This window comes from Mycoplasmoides genitalium G37 (assembly GCF_000027325.1).
GTDB lineage: Bacteria > Bacillota_I > Bacilli_A > Mycoplasmatales > Mycoplasmoidaceae > Mycoplasmoides > Mycoplasmoides genitalium.
This window is the reverse complement of sequence record NC_000908.2, coordinates 109244-125851: the sequence shown is the minus strand read 5'-3', so window position 1 is coordinate 125851 and position 16608 is coordinate 109244. Positions and strand designations below refer to the sequence as shown.

The window sequence follows — 16608 nt, the reverse complement described above, 5'->3', positions numbered from 1 at the left end:
ACTATACCTTTACAAAACCTGTTTTAACTTCACAACAGTTATTAAGTAGTTGCTTAGCGTGTTTATCAACTACTGGTTTATCTTTTCTTAGTGGGGTTGGACTAAATTCAAATGGAGCGTACATCGGTTGAACATTAGTGGTATCAATTTTAGTTACCTTATTAAAACTCTTTGTGATCTCTTTAAACTCTTCAACAAGTGCATCCACTTCTTTGTCTGATAAATCAATTCTGATTGTTTTTGCTAACTGTTGCATCTCTTTTCTAATTAACTGCTGTTTTTTGTGACTAATAACATTGGGCATAATTAAGCTTTGCATATCTGAAAAACTCTTTTTGATTCCTTTTGTTTGGGTTTCTGATGCTACTGTTTTAAACCCTTTTAACATGATTGGGGTTAACAATAACAAGATTGGATAGATAACAATAATATCAAGTAAGAAGATCAAAGGAGCAAACAATAATCTAACTAATAATCAAAAATCATAAGTTTGTCCAGTTGTTTGGGTATCAAAGATAGGAATAAATGCAATGTTAATCATTAGCAAACTGGTGGTTGCTAATGTAATTACATTCAGAATTAGATAAAACCAGTTTTCTTTTGTTAACACAAATAAGGTAAATTGGTGATTAGCATGTTTATATCTACGAAAGAAAAACTTGGAATAAGCATAGTTAAAGTGCTTTTGCTTGATTATTCAAACAAAGTAAAGTACTACCATTGTGATGATTACAACCATCGCAAAATAGAAAATAATTTGAACATATCTTTGCAATGAGATACTGAAATTTAAAGGTGAGGCGTTAAAACGTAAAACAATTTGATCATTACTTTGAAATGCTGATAAGTTTTGGGTAACTGAGATAACAAAAAACTGGGTTACTAAAAAACTGGCAAATACCATCCCCACTGATAAAACAAGATAGGCAAAATCACTTAAAGTTTTGTTATTTAAAAAAGAAGTTGAAATTAAAACTTCACGTAAAATTCCAGCAATCATTCCCGTTAGGATTGCTCCTAAAACATAACCAATATTAAACACCCCACCTGAAAAAATAACAGTTAAAAAGTCAATGGTAGCTGCTGAAAAAATACCAATTATAGGACCAAATAAAAGTCCTGAAATCTTCACTAGAATTAACTCTAAGGTAACACGGAACCCAGGATAACCACGGAACAGCGCTGCTGTTAACCCCCCTGCTAAAGCCATTAAGACCAAAACAACAGATACAGCAACAGCAATAATCATAGCAATAGTAGTAATATTGCTAACCCCAATTTTAGGTGTGTTTTTAGGATATCTTTTAAAGAAGAACAAAAAGAGAATGTTTTTAAAAAAAAGATAGACTATAATGATTAGAAAAACAACTGCAAAATAGATAAATCCTGAAGTGGAAATATCGCTTGTTGGTGCAGTATTTTTAATCTCTCCCATCTAAAGTGCAATTAAGTAATAATCACTTAGTTAAATAATTTTACAAGGTTGTTGTTTTTCTAATCAATAAACAAGTGTCAACTACAGCTTTGTTTTTAATTAACTTAATTGGTCAAAACTAGCATTTTTAACAACTGCTCAGTTAATTATTTTTTGGTTATGTTGTTTCAACCAATTGTTAATTGTTTTAAACAGATCGTTAGGGTTTGTTAGAAACAAATTACCACTTAGTGGTGAGGGATGGGGATATGATAAATGCTCAAATCCATCAACATTACCAATACTCTTAACAACAAAGTTTTTAGTTTGAACACCCAGAAATACCAACAGCGGTTTAATGTTTTGATTTTTTAGAAAAGTTAGCAAATTACAGTTAAACTCCTCCCAACCCCAATTTTTATGGGCGTTGCGTATAAATACAGTAGTTGTTAAAATTCCATTTAGTAATAAAACGCCCTGTTCTGCTCAATTCAATAGGAAGTTTTGTTGTCAACTACTTTCTTGTTTAAGCGAAGGATATTCTTTTTCTAAACGTAAAATTATTCTTTTTAAGCTGGCAGGGGTTTTGGAATTATTGGATGCAAAAGCAAGTCCACAAGCATCATTAGGACTAGGATAGGGATCTTGACCAAAGATAATTACCTTTGTATCAATTGGCTTAAAGAAGCTAAAAACACGGAAAATAAGTTCTGGTTTTGGAATTATTGTTGCTTTTAAAGCCTTTAATTTTTCTAATAAAGCTTGAAAATAAGGTTTTTTAACTTCCTCATCAATAAAAGCTCTTCATGACGGTAGAACACAGCTAACCATTCTTTGGAATAGATCATCCATTACCACAAATAAACTTTAAATTTATCTAGGTAAAAGTAACTGATCAAAAATTTCTTAATAGATTAAGATTTTTCAGTCAATAATACAAAGTGGAAATAACTAGCTAAATCAACAACAGGAGGTTTTGTAGCACCAGAAGCAAGCTGAAGATTATGAAGGTTTTGGCTTTTTAACAGACCCATAAAATGATTATTATCAACCTTAATTTGTTCTCTAACTGCTAAGGTAAATAGCAATTCATTTTTATCGGTAAATTGAAAGAAAGTACCAGGGTAATCATGTTTATCAACAATTTCTGATAGGTCACCGTTGACAACAAATGTTAAATTCATCTCACCACTTCAGTCTGTAGGAATCCCTAAAATTTTAGCAGGGAGCCAGTTTCACCAGTGGACATTATACCAGCCGTTGTACTTGATCTTGATATTTAGATTGAATTTATAAGGATTGGCTTGCTTTAAATGAATGCCATTATCCTTCCAATACAATTGAGTATCTTCAACCGTATTTTCAACTTTTATATCTTTTAGGTTAAGTGAAAATTTTGCTTTGCTTGTCAATTCATGCCTCAAAAAATTACTCATGTAAAGACCATTTACCCCAGCATCTGCTCTAGGGAATTGGATCCCTTTTTCACCAAATGCAAGTTTTTTCAACTCTTTATCATTCTTGTTAGCGTTGAAATAACGTTCAACTCCACTAGCAAAACCTTTGATTAATAAAGAGAATGTTCTATTTCTGTATGCTGGTGTAGCAATAGCGGTTTTAAGTGCATCAATTAAATCAGCTTTTTTAGTAACATCTTTACCTTTAGTTAACCAGTAAAATTTAAAGTCTTTAAAGGAGTTAAATGATTTTTCATAAGCTTCTCTTTCTCTGCGTGCTTTTTCTTGATTTCGTTTTGCTTCTTCAGCTTTTCTTTTCTCCTCAGCTTCTCTTCTCCTTAGCTCTTCTAGTTGACGCTTACGTTCCTCTTCCAAGCGACGTTGTTCTTCTTCATAAGCTTTTTTAGCAGCTTCTCTTTCCTTTTTGAAAGGAGTTAAAACTCGCTCTTCAAAAGCTTGTTTAACCAATGGTTGAACCTTATCATATTCAATAACTGATTTAGCTAAGTTAACATTGGTTTGGAAAAACGATTCACCAATCACAGTTTTAGCAATATGGGTAAGATCATTACCTGCATTATCAGTTAATTTATTAACAGTTGGAATCCAAAAGAGTTGGGTGGAAAGATCATTACCAACTTTAACAAAAGTGTTTTGTAAATCTTGGAGGTTAGCAAAGTTAACGGTTTGGGCTTTTAAAGTAAAGTCTAAGTTAATAACGGTATTCCCTCCACCAACATAAACAGTTTGAAACTGCATTTGCATCTCAAAGTTATATCGAACCTTGTCTTTGATAATTACATCAGCTTTTCTCAAGAAAGCTAAGTCAAAGTTCTTAAGTTCAATCGATTTAAGGTTATATCTTTCAAAAAGTGCAGCAATATTATCAGAGATATTTAAGCCCTTAGGATTTAACTTAGGAAAGACATTATCATCAACTAACTTAAATAATTCAGTAGGTACTTTAGGTAATTTAACAAAAGCATCATCAACTGGGAAGATAGCATTAGCAGCTTCAACTTGCTTTTGCAGTTGGTTCATTAAGTCAACTGTGCTTTTGACACTCTTGTGAAAACCACTGAATAAGTTATAGATATCAACAATACCAAGTTGGTTGTTAGTTATTTTTTCATCTTTAAACTTTTCAGTAAAACTTTTAAAGTTCTGATCATAATCAGTTTCTTTTTCTAAATACTGGAGGTTATCTGGACTAAAAGGAGTATCAAAGCCAGCAAGACTTCTTTTTGAACTACCTAAAAAATCAGCACTATTTTTAGAAAGCAAACCTAAATCAGTTTTAGAACCATTGTTTGCAAAGATAGGTAAAGCAAAAATAGTGATGGTAACAGCAGCAGAAAAAAGTGAAAGTAGTAAGGCCTTGACCTTAAAGATATTTTTTTGTGTTTTCAAACAATTTATGAAATTAAAAAAGACAATTAAATAAACATATTTTAAAGATCTAGAACTACGAATTTTTTAAAATGAACTTCGAAATACAAACAGTATTGAAAACTACAACTAACAAGGAAAGTTTAATGAATAATTTTACCATTAATTTAAACTTTTCTTTTCAAAACTGAATGGCTAAAATTGTTATTCATTGATACTCACTTTTTGAAAGATTGCTTTAAAAAAATCAGCAGTACTAGCATCGTTAAACTGCTTTTCATTAATGCTGTTAGCACTTAAAGTAAAGTGGTTTTGACCAATAAAACCAACAAACCGATTCACTTGATCTTGTTTCTTTTGCAAATCAGTTAGTAGCATTGTGTTCTCTTCATTTGTGGTTCTTTTTGAAAAATCAACAAGATTGTTTCAATAGCTTTTTGAACTATCTATCTTTCCTTCTAAATTAGATGGAAAAAGAAAGCTAAAGCCATTGGGAAGATATTGGCTTTTTTGGTTTGCTTCCAATTGATAAGTTAACAAAACATTGAAAGAATTGAGTTTGAATTTAAAGCTGGTGTGGGTCAACTCGGTATTTCACTTACTTTTTCAAACTTGCTTTAATAAAGATGTTGTGGGGGAAGAATCTGTTACATAATCTTCAAACTTAATCTCATTTCCATTAAAACCAGTTTTAACAAAGCTAAACTCAACTTCAATATTTTCAATACCTATCAACTTTTGAACAGTAGCATTTTGATCATTATTTGTTCCACCATTCCCATTAATGGTGATTTTTTCACGTGCATCAATCTTATTATTAGTATTTTGAGTAGTTGAAGCTCTTGTTGAACTAGTAGCAGTATTATTAGCTTGGAGTTTAACCGTATCAAACTTTAGGGCTTTTAAACCAAACCAAAAGTTATTATTACCTTCATCAGCAACTATGAGATTGTTAGCAAGCGCTTTTGCAAGTTGATCTTTATATCCACTATCTTTGAATGTAATTAAGTCATTAGTACTACCAATCTGACTTAATGAGTTGTTAACTAAGTTTCAGTAGGTTAACATCGGTTGGATAATTCTGAAGTTAAGCAATGAAGAGATTCCACCATAAATGTTGGCAAACAAAACTTCATCTTGCTTGGTTGTATCTACGTTTTTAAACTCTTTTTCATCTCCTAACTTAATCATAGTAAGTGAAGCGGTGGGATTGTAACTACCACGAGAACGCTGCGTTTCAAGAAAATAACCTGTTTTGTTTTCCATACCATTAATTTTTAAAGTACTAATAGTTGTTTGTGCAGGGAGAAAAAAGGAAGATTGGGGTGTTGAACAAGCAGTTAAAAATACAAAACTAAATGCTGTAGTAATTAAAGGTAGTTTGTAAAACTTCAGTTTCATAAATTAACTGTATTGGTCATCAAAACTAGGGGAATATTGACTAATAAAAGAAGAAGTGTCACTGCGAAAGTTTAGTTTAACTTTGCCATTGGGACCATTTCTGTTCTTTTCTAAGATAAGCTCCACTTCAAACAAGTTTGTGTTCTCCTCTTCCTGTTCTTTTTTATCATCATTAGTTCTATGGATAAATAAAACCATATCCGCATCCTGTTCAATTGAACCTGATTCTCTTAAATCAGAAAGAATTGGTCTGGAATCTTTCCTTTCTTCAATCCTTCTAGAAAGTTGAGCTGCAGCAATAATAGGGGTATTAAACTCCTTAGCGAATGCTTTAAGTGATTGAGAGATCATTGTCACTTCTTGTTGTCTTGTCAAACCATAGTTATTTTTTAAAGCATTAACAAGTTGTAAATAGTCAATAATTACTAACCTAACATTACTGGTTTTACTCACTTCAGTAATTTGGTTTCTGATCTCTTGGAGTGTTAAACTACTGTAATCAAAGAGTTTAATAGGTAAGTTTTTGATCCTTGAAGATGCTTCCATTAACTCTTCAAAGACATTATTAATCCTTTGCCGGTTGGTTAGTGTGTAACTAGTTTGACTTTCATGCATTAAGTGCCTTTGGTAAATTTCCCGGTTACGCATCTCTAAACTAAAGAAGAGGACCACATCAGTTTTAGGATCAATTTGTTTAGCTGCACTAGCCATAAAATTAATCAAAAGGGCAGTTTTACCTCTACCTGGGCGAGCTGCTATTACTATTAACTCTCCTGGTTTTCAACCTGATGTAAGTTGATCTAATTTTAAAAATCCACTTGAAAGTCCACTGATGATCAATTCCCCACGGTGAACCTTTTTAATTAATGCTTCCTCTTGATTGGCAATCTCATCATAGCTAAAAGCAAAGATGTTACTAAAAGCACTGTGGATAATCTTGACAAAATCATCTTGAATAGCTTGTAAATAGCCTTCAAAACGATCTTCTTTTAACTTAAATTCCTCGTTGTAAACACGCTTAGCAAACTGTTGTAACCTGCGAAAAATAGAAGCTTTTTTAACAACATCAACCAGTGTTTTAATCTCTGTTTGGTTAGGTGGTAAACGGATTAATAAGATCTTTGTGAATAAAATTTCAAGTTCACTTTTAGTGGATTGATCATTAGCATCAAGTTTAAACTTAACCGCTTCTAGTAAACCAGAACCAATAATAGGGTTATTTAATTGGTAGTTTTCTTTTGCAGTTTGAAAAATGAGTTTGAAAGGGGTTGCAAAAAAATCAATTGGTTCAAGTTTATTGAAAATTAGATCAATGCCCTCACTGTTTTGAGCAACTGCTTGCATCAAACGTCTTTCAGCACGTTCAATGTTGCTATCATTTGCATATTTAAAACTAGTTTGTTGTCCCATTTTCAGGGTTCACTATAACAGTTAAAGTTGCAGTTATCTCCTCAAAAAGGTGCAAAATTAGTTTGTGTTCACCAAACTGTAAGCGCACATTATCTTTAAACATAAAGCGCTGTAAATCAAGTCTTTGTTGTTTTGCTAAATTAATTATTTGTTTGGTGATGATTGAACCATATGGCTTGCCATCGTGTTGTTTGAGTTGAAAAGTTAATGGTGTTTGTTCAATTACTAGTTTCAATTTTTCAGCTAAGGCACGATTTTTTTGGTATTGTTCTTGTTGTTGTTTTAAAAACAAATCACGGTTAGCAATTGCTTTCTTTGTTAAAGGTGCAGCTAGTTTTTTGGGAAATAAAAAATGGATAGCAAACCCATCTTTAACTTCAACAACATCAAACCGCTTGCCTAATTTAGCAACATCTTGCTTCAAAATTATCTTCATATTTAATCTTTAATAAATGGCACTAAAGCTAGGTAACGTGCTCGTTTTAGAGCATTAGCTACATGACGTTGGTGCATGTTGCAATTACCTGTAATTCTTCTAGGATTAATCTTTGCATAGGGACTGAGAAAGCGTTTGATTGCTTCCAAATCATCAATAAAATCAATCCTTAGTTGACCTATGGCGCAAAATCGACAATATTTTTTTGCTCTTTTAAAGTTTGGTTTTGGCTTGCGCTTTTCATCAGTTTGGTTTTGTTCAACACTCTGTTCTTGGTTGGTTTCTAATTGGTTTAAATCCTGTTCTTTATTAATCATCACTTTCCTCCTCTAGTTGGACATCATTTTCAAATATAGGGGTAATGTTGTTAAAATCAGTTTCATCTTGATGGGGGAATGCTTGTTCAAACTCAGCTTCTGTAACACTTGCTTTGGGATTCATAAAGGGTGAATCAACTACAGTTGATTTAATAGGTTCTTCATTGGTAGTTTTTTCATCAGGATGAAAGATCTTATCAGCAGTTACTTGTAAAGCATAGGTGTTTTTATTTTCACTGTTAGTAATTTTATATGTAGTTAATCTTCCTTCTACAAAAAGCATCACCCCAGGATTTTGAGCAACAATAAAACTAGCAACTTTACCTCAAGCAGTTACTCTAATGAATGATTTGGCATTATTAAAACCACTGGAATCAAGACATTCCATGGAAAAAGTAGCTCCTAACGTACCATTTTTTGTCTGTAAACGGTTGGGAGTAAAACTGAGTTTACCAAACAAGAAGACCCGGTTCATCTAAGGTTTTGCTCCTTTTTTAAATTGATTTTGAAAACGAGGTTGGTTATTATTAGCTTGGGAGGTTTGTTGGTTGTTTTGTAAAAAGCGTTTTATCCTAGGACGATAAGGATTGATCTGTACAGTATCAAAGTTACCTGATTGGTGAACAACCGTTCACTTTTCAAGTTCACGTTCCTTTTGTTTTTCAACTCTTGATAGCCGTGGTTTAACAGAAGCTAGACCAGAAGTGACAGGCGCATCTGGGTTATCAGGATTATTTTCACTAGCAATAATCTCATTATACTTGGTTAGCTTCTGCAAAGACAGTTGTTGTTTTTTAGGGTTAACTGAACCTAAATAACCATAGTCTTTTTCTCTGTTAATAATTAACTCTCTTATTATCTGCTTATTGATGTTAGCAGCTCTTTTAAACTCCTTAGTACAATTGCTTTCACCATGAAAACTCCATCTGTAATAGTGAGCAGAAAGTTGCTTTTTAATGGGGTAAGCCAACTCTTTTAAACCTAAGTATTCACTTTTAAATTCAGTTGCCTTTTCAAGCAATTTTTGGTGTTTTTGTTCAACTTGGTTAGCTTGTTCTAAACTAAGCGTACCATCAACTAAAAGAATGATATTGTAGTGCATAAAAACTTTTTGGAAAAACTCATTGAGTAAAGTTATATTTTTATTAAGTATCTATTTTTTATTAGCAATTATCTCATTAACAACGCTTTTAGGAGTTTCAGCATAATGGCTAAATTGCATTACATAATTACCCCTACCTTGGGAAAAAGAGCGTAAATCAGTGGCATAACCAAACATCTCTTTTAAAGGTACTTTTGCTTTTATTAGTTGAACATTATCACGTTGTTCAGTACCTTCAATGATCCCTCTTCTTGAACTGATATCACCCATTGTATCCCCAAAGTACTGTTCAGGTACAGTAACTTCTATTGCCATAATAGGTTCAAGTAAAACTGGGTTACATTGTTTACCTGCTTCTTTTAAAGCTAAGGATGCAGCAATTTTAAAAGCCATTTCACTTGAGTCAACTTCATGGAAAGAACCATCAAATAAGGTAGCTTTAATATCAATCATTGGGTAACCTGCTAAAGGACCTGAATTCATTGCATTTTCAAGACCAGTTTGAACTGGTTTAATATATTCCCTTGGAATCCTTCCGCCCACAATCTTATCAACAAATTCAAAGCCCTTATCTTTATTAGGTTCAAAACGGATTTTAACATGTCCATATTGACCTCTACCACCTGATTGTTTGATGTATTTACCCTCAACTTCACTAGTTGATTTAAAGGTTTCACGAAAGCTAACTTGAGGTGCACCAATGTTAACTTCTACCTTAAATTCACGTTTCATCCTATCAACTAAGATATCAAGGTGTAACTCACCCATTCCAGCAATAATAGTTTGCCCTGTTTCAGGATCACTAAAGGTTTTAAAAGTAGGATCTTCTTCTGCTAGTTTTGATAAAGCAATTGACATCTTTTCCTGATCTGCTTTAGTTTTAGGTTCTACTGCTAAAGAGATCACTGGTTCAGCAAATTGCATTGCTTCTAGTTGCACATCAAGCTTATCATCAGTTAAAGTTTCTCCAGTAGTAGTATCTTTCAAGCCAATTACTGCACAGATATCCCCTGCTCTAATTTCATCAATTTCATTGCGATTTTGTGCGTGCATTTTCACTAAACGTGATACCCTTTCCTTTTTGTTTTTTCTAACATTCTTAACATAAGAACCAGATTTTAAAACTCCTGCATAAACCCTAATAAAAGTTAATCTACCAACAAAAGGATCAGTAGCAACTTTAAATGCTAAGCCAATAAAGTTAGCATCATCACTAGCTTTAATAGATATCTCTTTGTTGTTTGCATCAATTGCTTTAGCAGGTGGGACATCAACAGGTGAAGGGAGAAAATCAACCACTGCATCAAGTAAGAGTTTAATTCCCTTGTTTTTAAATGCTGAACCACACAATACCGGGAAAAACTTACAGTGAATTACCCCGTTTCTAATTGCATTTTTAATTGCATCAATTTCAATTGGTTTACCATCTAGATAATCAGCCATGAGTTGATCATCTAAACTAGCAACTTCTTCAACTAAGTTGTTGTAAAGTTTTTCAACTTGATCAACATACTGTTCAGGAATTGGTTTTTCAATAGCATTTTCCTCTTTATTACCATCAAAAAAATAAGCTTTTTTAGTGATGATATCAATGATGCCATTGAAATCATTTTCAGCACCTATGGGAAATTGAATAGGAACAGCTTTCACTCCCAAGCGTTGTTGAATTGATAAAACAGAGCGCTCAAAGTTAGCACCGGTTTTATCCATCTTATTAACAAAGATTACCCGTGGTACTTCATAGCGTGAAGCTTGTCTTCATACTGTTTCAGTTTGTGGTTCTACTCCCATTTGAGCATCCAATACCGCAATTGCTCCATCCAAAACCCTTAAGCTACGCTCCACTTCAACTGTAAAGTCAACATGGCCAGGAGTGTCAATCAAGTTTAAGCTGCAGTTTTTTCAGCTCACTGAAGTGGCTGCAGAGGTGATAGTAATACCCCTTTCTTTTTCTTGTTCCATCCAGTCCATCACTGATTCACCATCATGGGTTTCACCAATCTTGTGAATTCTACCTGAATGGAACAAAATACGTTCTGATGTGGTGGTTTTCCCAGCATCAATATGGGCCATAATGCCAAAGTTACGGAAGTTTTTTAAATCAACTGTTCTTGACATAATAAATAACTACCAACGCATGTGGGCAAAGGCTTTGTTAGCTTCTGCCATCTTGTGAGTATCATCCTTCTTTTTAACACTAGCACCCGTGTTATTAAAAGCATCAATAATTTCATTAGCAACACGTTCAAGCATTGTTTTTTCATTTCTTTTGTTAGCAAAGATCACAATCCATCTTAGTGCTAAAGCAATCCTTCTGTCAGGGGGAACTTCAGTTGGTACTTGGTAGTTAGAACCAGCAATTCTTCTCACTTTTAACTCTAAGCGGGGCATAACATTATCAACTGCTTTTTCAAAGACAGTTAAAGGTTGTTGGTTGGTGCGTTTTTCAATGATCTCAAAAGCACCATACAAGATGCGTTGTGCTAAACCCTTCTTGCCATCTTTCATGATGACATTAATAATCCTTGTAACCAGTGTGTTGTTAAAAACAGGATCGGGTAAAACAGTTCTTTTTAAAGCACGATTTTTTCTCATTATTTAACTGATCAAGTTAAGATTTTGGTTTTGGTTTTTTAGCGCCATATGCAGAACGTTGTTGTCTTCTTTTGTCAACACCAACTGTATCTAAAGTACCACGAACAATATGGTATCTAACTCCAGGGAGATCTTTTACTCTACCCCCCCTTAATAAAGTAACACTGTGTTCTTGTAGGTTATGACCTTCTCCTGGGATATAAGCAAGTACTTCAAAGCCATTTGTAAGTCTAACCTTAGCATACTTTCTTAGTGCAGAATTAGGTTTTCTGGGGGTCATGGTGCCAACCCTGGTGCAAACACCACGCTTTAGTGGTGAGTAAACATTGGTAGTTTTTTTGTTTAAAAGGTTGAGGTTATAATGGAGTGCAGGTGACTTTGATTTAACCTTCTTTTTTTGGCGTGGTTTTCTAATTAATTGCGCTATTGTAGCCATATAGACAACTGAAGTATTCTAACAAAATCTAGCTGGTTGTAACTGCCTCTAATTTATCAAATAACTTCATTTCCTGATCAGTTAAACGATAAATTTTGGGTGTTGTTACATCATTGTAATACTTCATTTCAAAAAAAGAACGCTTCTTATTGGGAAGTGATTTTTCATAAAAAGCAAACTTCTGTTGTGCCATTTGCTTTCTGTTATTCAAAAAAAGTGTAGTGAAAAAAGCAGCTACTTTATAAAAGGCATAAAGAAAGAAATAAGTTCAGAAGTAATTTCTTAATTTGACATGGATAAACTGGCAATAAAAAATTCCTAAAATACCAACGACAATAAACAAAATACTAGTGGTTATTGAAGTTTGAAAATAAAAGGTTTGGTCTCTAAAGTTTTCCAAGATTAAACGAATGATTCCAGTAGCAAGAAAATAACTAAAACCAATTGTGCCACTTTTAACTCCCCTAATAAAATCCATTACAAAGTAAATTAACACAAAGAAAATAGTGTTAAAAAATGACTCAATTAAAAAGAGCGGAATGCGAAACTGACCATCAATCCACATCCCATCCCAAACCTTAGGCATTAAGATCTTTAAAAATCCCCACTGGGTATTAGCCAATGCTTGGGGATCATTCATTGTTCCAGCTAAAGCAAACCCATAAACTTCTTGGTTGAAAAAATTACCCCATCTGCCAATTGCTTGACCAATTAAAACACAAGGAGCAATCAGATCTAACATCACTAGAACAGAGATATTTCTTTCAACATAAACAGCTTTTATTTCATTCTTATTATTCAGTAATTCAGCAATCGTTTTGGTTTTATTGGTCTTACTATTTAAAAAGAAGTTGAAATAGATTACTCCGACAATACTGGTTAACAAAATCCCACCCTGAATGGCCAATCCACCGTTACGAAAATCAAAGAAATTGTTGTTAGCAAAATTGGAATCACCAATTACAAATGACCAGAGGCGAGCGCCTAAAACCATCGTTAAAACAGCAATAAAGATAAAAAAATAAAAACTGTTGTCTTGTAATTTGTAACAATAAATCAGTTTAAAGACAAACATTAAAATGGCAAAAATAATGCCAATTGAGACAATGATCCCATACCACTGGATGGGAAATCCACCACCAATATTAAATGCAGTTGATCAACTTGGTCTATTCATCAGTTTGTTCTTCTAACATGGCACGTTGCTTTAAGATAAACTCGTTTGCTGAATTGTAACCACTTTTCTTAAGTTTAAAATCGATTACTGCACTTTCAATAATTTCGCTTGTTTTTCTACCTGAAGAGATAGGGATCTGATAGTAACTAATCTTAACCCCAAGCAGATTTTTTAGTTTTAAATCACTGCCTAAGCGCTCAAAACTAGCGTTGTTTTTCTCCTCTAAACTCAACAAACTAATTGCTAGTTGGATTTCAGTTTGTTCTTTTGTAATCTGTAACCCATAAGCACGTTCAATATTAATGATGCCAAGACCTCTAATCTCCATAAAGCCTTTTGCCAGTGCTTGTGCTCTACCAAATAACCTATTGCCTAATCTGTAGATCTCAATAGCATCATCACCTATTAGAAGGTGGTTTTTATTAATTAAATCTAAAGCACTTTCAGATTTACCAATCCCACTCTTTCCTTCTAAAAATACCCCAACACCAAAGATTTCAAGTAAAACCCCATGTAACTTTTGAACAGTAGCAAATTGCTCGTTAATATAGGTTTCAACAGTAAAAGAGAGTTCAGTTGAAAACAAGTTAGTTTTTAAAATAGGAACTTGATAAGTTTGATTAACAGCTAACAAAACACCACAATCAAGAAATGACTTGGTTAGAATAACTGCAGGTGGTTTGAGTTTCAAGAGGTTTGCAATAATCTTTTTCTGTTGCTCAACTGGCTTTTGATTTAAAAAAATAAATTCACGTTTACCTAAAATAGCAACTGAACCAATTGGCTTACAAAATAGTCCTAATAGTTCAAAAACACTCCTTTTTAACCCAGGGATAGTAATCACATTATCTATGTTGTTTTTACCATCAATGAGTTGGATACAATCATTAAATTGCAAAACTAATGCTTTGACAGTTAAATGTTTCATTTAGCTTTTGTATAAAAGTGCTAAACACTGGTTTTTCACCATCAAAAAGATATCGTTTTGCAAGCGGTATTGTTTTTGTTGACTAGGTTGGATAAAATCAAGGATAGCATCAATTTTCTCACCATTAACATTAATCTTGTGATAAATAAGATAGCTATAAATTAACTGTTTTTGATCAATAATTGAAAACCGTTTCAATTCCCTAACATCAGGTTGTAATAACCATTTTTTAGCTTTTTTCATTAATACAAACAGTTTTTGAGCAATTGTTTTGTTCATTGCACAGATAGCAATATAAAACTGTTCTTTTTCGATTTTAGACCATTTTTCTATCTCTAACCTCACTTCATTGCGCTTATAAATAGGTAACTTGTTAGTTTCATCAATCTCATAAGGGATATGGTCTTGTCTACAGAGGGCAATGATTTCATCTTTTCAGTATTTCATTAGGGGACGGTAGATTTTCAAACCATACAATTCACACCTGGTTTTAATCCCATAGTAAACAGCACGTTTTTTTGCATCTAGTTGCATTTTGGCCTGCTCAATGAAATCATCACGGTGATGAGCTAATAATAACTTGTTGGTCTGGTATAGCTTTGCAGTCTTTTTAAACTGATCAAAGCGGATTTTCCGTGCCTGATTTTGAAAGTTCTTCTTTCAAACTAGATCAGGATCAACAGTGTGAACAACCAGTGGAATATTTAATTTTTGACAATATTGTTCTACTAACTTTTGATCACGTAATGAGGTTGATCTGGTGTTGTAATTGACATGAACAACACAAGCAATCTTCTTTTGGTAAAGTTTAAGCATTAGCATTGAATCAGATCCACCTGAAACCCCTGCTATATATTGTTTTTCACTAGCCATGATGATAATATTCCATTAACCTTTGTAACTCTTCTCCTTCAATATAACGCTTCAACAGTTCAACAGACTTTGTAATCGCAACTTCCAGTTTAGTCAGTTCACTATTCTGGAATTCACTCATTACCTGTTCATGCAATATGTTACTCGTATTTTGTGATTTAATCCCAAAGCGTAAACGATTGAACTGTTCAGTATCTAAATGTCTAATTACTGATTTTATGCCATTATGATTGTTAGCACTCCCTTGCATTTTAAGCCTAATTACTCCCAAATCAAACGCTATTTCATCATGGACTATCATTATGTTTGCAAGCGGAATTTGAAAGTGATCTTGTAACCATTTCACAAAAAGACCGCTATTATTCATAAAGGTAGCAGGTTTTGCTAAGATTGCTGCTTTTTCTTTAATAAAAAGATAATCACCTAACTTGTTGGTTTTATCAAAGTTTAAGTGGAATAAACTAGCTAGTCTATCTAACACCATAAAACCAGCATTATGGCGAGTTTTCTCATACTTTTTACCTAAGTTACCTAAACCAACAATTAGTTTATAGGTGGGCATTAATCAGGTAGCTTTACTTTTAAACTTGGTCCCATTGTTGTTGTCAAAGCAATATTTTTAATGTAAGTACCTTTGACTGTGCTAGGACGTTTAGACTTAATTAAATCTATTAAAGCCATGGCATTAGCAACCAAGTGCTCAGTTTTGGTATCTGTTTTACCTAAAGAGAGGTGGATGTTGCCAAATGAATCAGTTCGATATTCTTTCTTACCCTTTTTATAAGCTTTAATAGCACTAACTACATCATCAGTAACTGTTTCAGTTTTTGGGTTTGGCATCAATCCCCTGGTTCCTAATAGTTTTCCTAGTTTACCTAATGCTCCCATGAACTTGGGAGAAGTGATAATTAGATCAAAATCTAATCAGCCATTTTTTATCGCTTCTATCTTATCAAGCCCACCAACAAAATCAGCACCTGCTTCACTAGCTTTTTTCTCATCATCAGTGATAGCTAAAATTCTGATAGATTTACCAATACTAAAAGGAAAAGCAATTGCACCTCTTAACTGTTGTTCAGCTTTAGTAGTATCAAGGTTTAAACTAACAGCAATATCAACTGAACTGACAAACTTAGTAATTGCTGTTTTTTTAATTAATTCAAATGCTTCTTGGATAGGATAAAGTTTGTTTTTATCAATGAGCTTGGTAACAGCTTGCATCCTTTTTGATAGTTTTTTCATTAATCAGTTACCTCTATTCCCATCTGTTTAGCTGTACCTAACACCATTTTTAATGCTGCTTCAACTGTGTTAGCATTAAGATCAACTAACTTGTATTGCGCAATCTCCTTAGCTTGTTGTAAGGAGATTTTTCCAACAATAGTTTTTGCATTTTTAGCACCTTTTTCTAGTTTAGCAGCTTGTTTAATTAAGTTACTAACAGGGGTAGTTTTTAAGACAAAAGTAAATGATTTATCGTTAAAAGCAGTGATTATACAAGGGATCGTTTCACCTTGTCTATCCTTGGTTTTTTCATTAAATTGTTTGGTAAACTCACCCATATTAATCCCTACAGAAGCAAGCGCAGGGCCAGGTTTTGCTTGTCCGCCAATTAGGTTAATCTTAGCGATTCTTGTAACTGTTTTTTTAGCCATATTTTGCTGTGGTACAAA

The 16608-nt window shown here is 33.3% G+C and carries 18 protein-coding genes; all 18 read right to left on the bottom strand.

Annotation, left to right across the window (positions count from 1 at the left end; translation table 4 throughout):
• Window position 1: 1 nt before the first annotated feature.
• Window positions 2-1435: an Asp-tRNA(Asn)/Glu-tRNA(Gln) amidotransferase subunit GatC gene (gatC, locus tag MG_RS00540; RefSeq protein ID WP_009885655.1), complete on the bottom strand. Its 1434-nt coding sequence runs from the start codon at window positions 1433-1435 to the stop codon at window positions 2-4.
• 99 nt (window positions 1436-1534) lie between these two features.
• A complete protein-coding gene (ung, locus tag MG_RS00535) occupies window positions 1535-2266 on the bottom strand; it encodes a uracil-DNA glycosylase (protein ID WP_014894390.1) in 732 nt (243 codons plus the stop codon).
• Between the two features lie 62 nt (window positions 2267-2328).
• Window positions 2329-4281 carry a DUF240 domain-containing protein gene (locus MG_RS00530; RefSeq protein ID WP_010869330.1) on the bottom strand — a complete coding sequence of 651 codons (1953 nt, stop codon included), beginning with the start codon at window positions 4279-4281 and terminating at the stop codon, window positions 2329-2331.
• Between the two features lie 183 nt (window positions 4282-4464).
• Complete coding sequence (locus MG_RS00525; RefSeq protein ID WP_009885652.1) at window positions 4465-5661, bottom strand: MG095/MPN233 family lipoprotein; 1197 nt, start codon at window positions 5659-5661, stop codon at window positions 4465-4467.
• Between the two features lie 3 nt (window positions 5662-5664).
• On the bottom strand, window positions 5665-7071 hold the full coding sequence (locus MG_RS00520) for a replicative DNA helicase (protein WP_010869329.1): 1407 nt from the start codon (window positions 7069-7071) through the stop codon (window positions 5665-5667).
• On the bottom strand, window positions 7055-7507 hold the full coding sequence (gene rplI, locus MG_RS00515; RefSeq protein ID WP_009885649.1) for a 50S ribosomal protein L9: 453 nt from the start codon (window positions 7505-7507) through the stop codon (window positions 7055-7057). Before rplI ends, MG_RS00520 begins: the two co-directional genes overlap by 17 nt.
• A 2-nt stretch (window positions 7508-7509) precedes the next feature.
• Window positions 7510-7824 carry a 30S ribosomal protein S18 gene (gene rpsR, locus MG_RS00510; RefSeq protein ID WP_009885648.1) on the bottom strand — a complete coding sequence of 105 codons (315 nt, stop codon included), beginning with the start codon at window positions 7822-7824 and terminating at the stop codon, window positions 7510-7512.
• Window positions 7817-8299: a single-stranded DNA-binding protein gene (locus MG_RS00505; RefSeq protein WP_010869327.1), complete on the bottom strand. Its 483-nt coding sequence runs from the start codon at window positions 8297-8299 to the stop codon at window positions 7817-7819. Before MG_RS00505 ends, rpsR begins: the two co-directional genes overlap by 8 nt.
• On the bottom strand, window positions 8300-8926 hold the full coding sequence (gene rpsF / locus MG_RS00500; RefSeq protein WP_009885647.1) for a 30S ribosomal protein S6: 627 nt from the start codon (window positions 8924-8926) through the stop codon (window positions 8300-8302). It lies immediately after the preceding gene.
• A 51-nt stretch (window positions 8927-8977) separates the two neighbouring features.
• Window positions 8978-11044 carry an elongation factor G gene (gene fusA, locus MG_RS00495; RefSeq protein ID WP_009885646.1) on the bottom strand — a complete coding sequence of 689 codons (2067 nt, stop codon included), beginning with the start codon at window positions 11042-11044 and terminating at the stop codon, window positions 8978-8980.
• 9 nt (window positions 11045-11053) lie between these two features.
• Window positions 11054-11521 carry a 30S ribosomal protein S7 gene (rpsG, locus tag MG_RS00490; protein ID WP_009885645.1) on the bottom strand — a complete coding sequence of 156 codons (468 nt, stop codon included), beginning with the start codon at window positions 11519-11521 and terminating at the stop codon, window positions 11054-11056.
• Window positions 11522-11537: 16 nt separating this feature from the next.
• Window positions 11538-11957 (bottom strand): 30S ribosomal protein S12, encoded by a 420-nt coding sequence (gene rpsL / locus MG_RS00485; RefSeq protein ID WP_010869326.1) that lies wholly within the window; start codon window positions 11955-11957, stop codon window positions 11538-11540.
• Between the two features lie 28 nt (window positions 11958-11985).
• Entirely contained in the window at window positions 11986-13134 is a 1149-nt protein-coding gene (lgt, locus tag MG_RS00480) for a prolipoprotein diacylglyceryl transferase (RefSeq protein WP_009885643.1), read from the bottom strand.
• On the bottom strand, window positions 13127-14062 hold the full coding sequence (hprK, locus tag MG_RS00475) for an HPr(Ser) kinase/phosphatase (RefSeq protein WP_010869325.1): 936 nt from the start codon (window positions 14060-14062) through the stop codon (window positions 13127-13129). The genes lgt and hprK overlap by 8 nt, the downstream gene beginning before the upstream one ends.
• Window positions 14063-14935 carry a tRNA lysidine(34) synthetase TilS gene (gene tilS, locus MG_RS00470; RefSeq protein ID WP_010869324.1) on the bottom strand — a complete coding sequence of 291 codons (873 nt, stop codon included), beginning with the start codon at window positions 14933-14935 and terminating at the stop codon, window positions 14063-14065. It abuts the gene before it with no gap.
• Window positions 14928-15497, bottom strand: coding sequence for an aminoacyl-tRNA hydrolase (gene pth, locus MG_RS00465; protein ID WP_009885642.1), 570 nt, complete (start codon window positions 15495-15497; stop codon window positions 14928-14930). Before pth ends, tilS begins: the two co-directional genes overlap by 8 nt.
• Window positions 15497-16177, bottom strand: coding sequence for a 50S ribosomal protein L1 (gene rplA, locus MG_RS00460; protein WP_010869323.1), 681 nt, complete (start codon window positions 16175-16177; stop codon window positions 15497-15499). The genes pth and rplA overlap by 1 nt, the downstream gene beginning before the upstream one ends.
• On the bottom strand, window positions 16177-16590 hold the full coding sequence (gene rplK / locus MG_RS00455; RefSeq protein WP_009885638.1) for a 50S ribosomal protein L11: 414 nt from the start codon (window positions 16588-16590) through the stop codon (window positions 16177-16179). The genes rplA and rplK overlap by 1 nt, the downstream gene beginning before the upstream one ends.
• Window positions 16591-16608: the final 18 nt, after the last annotated feature.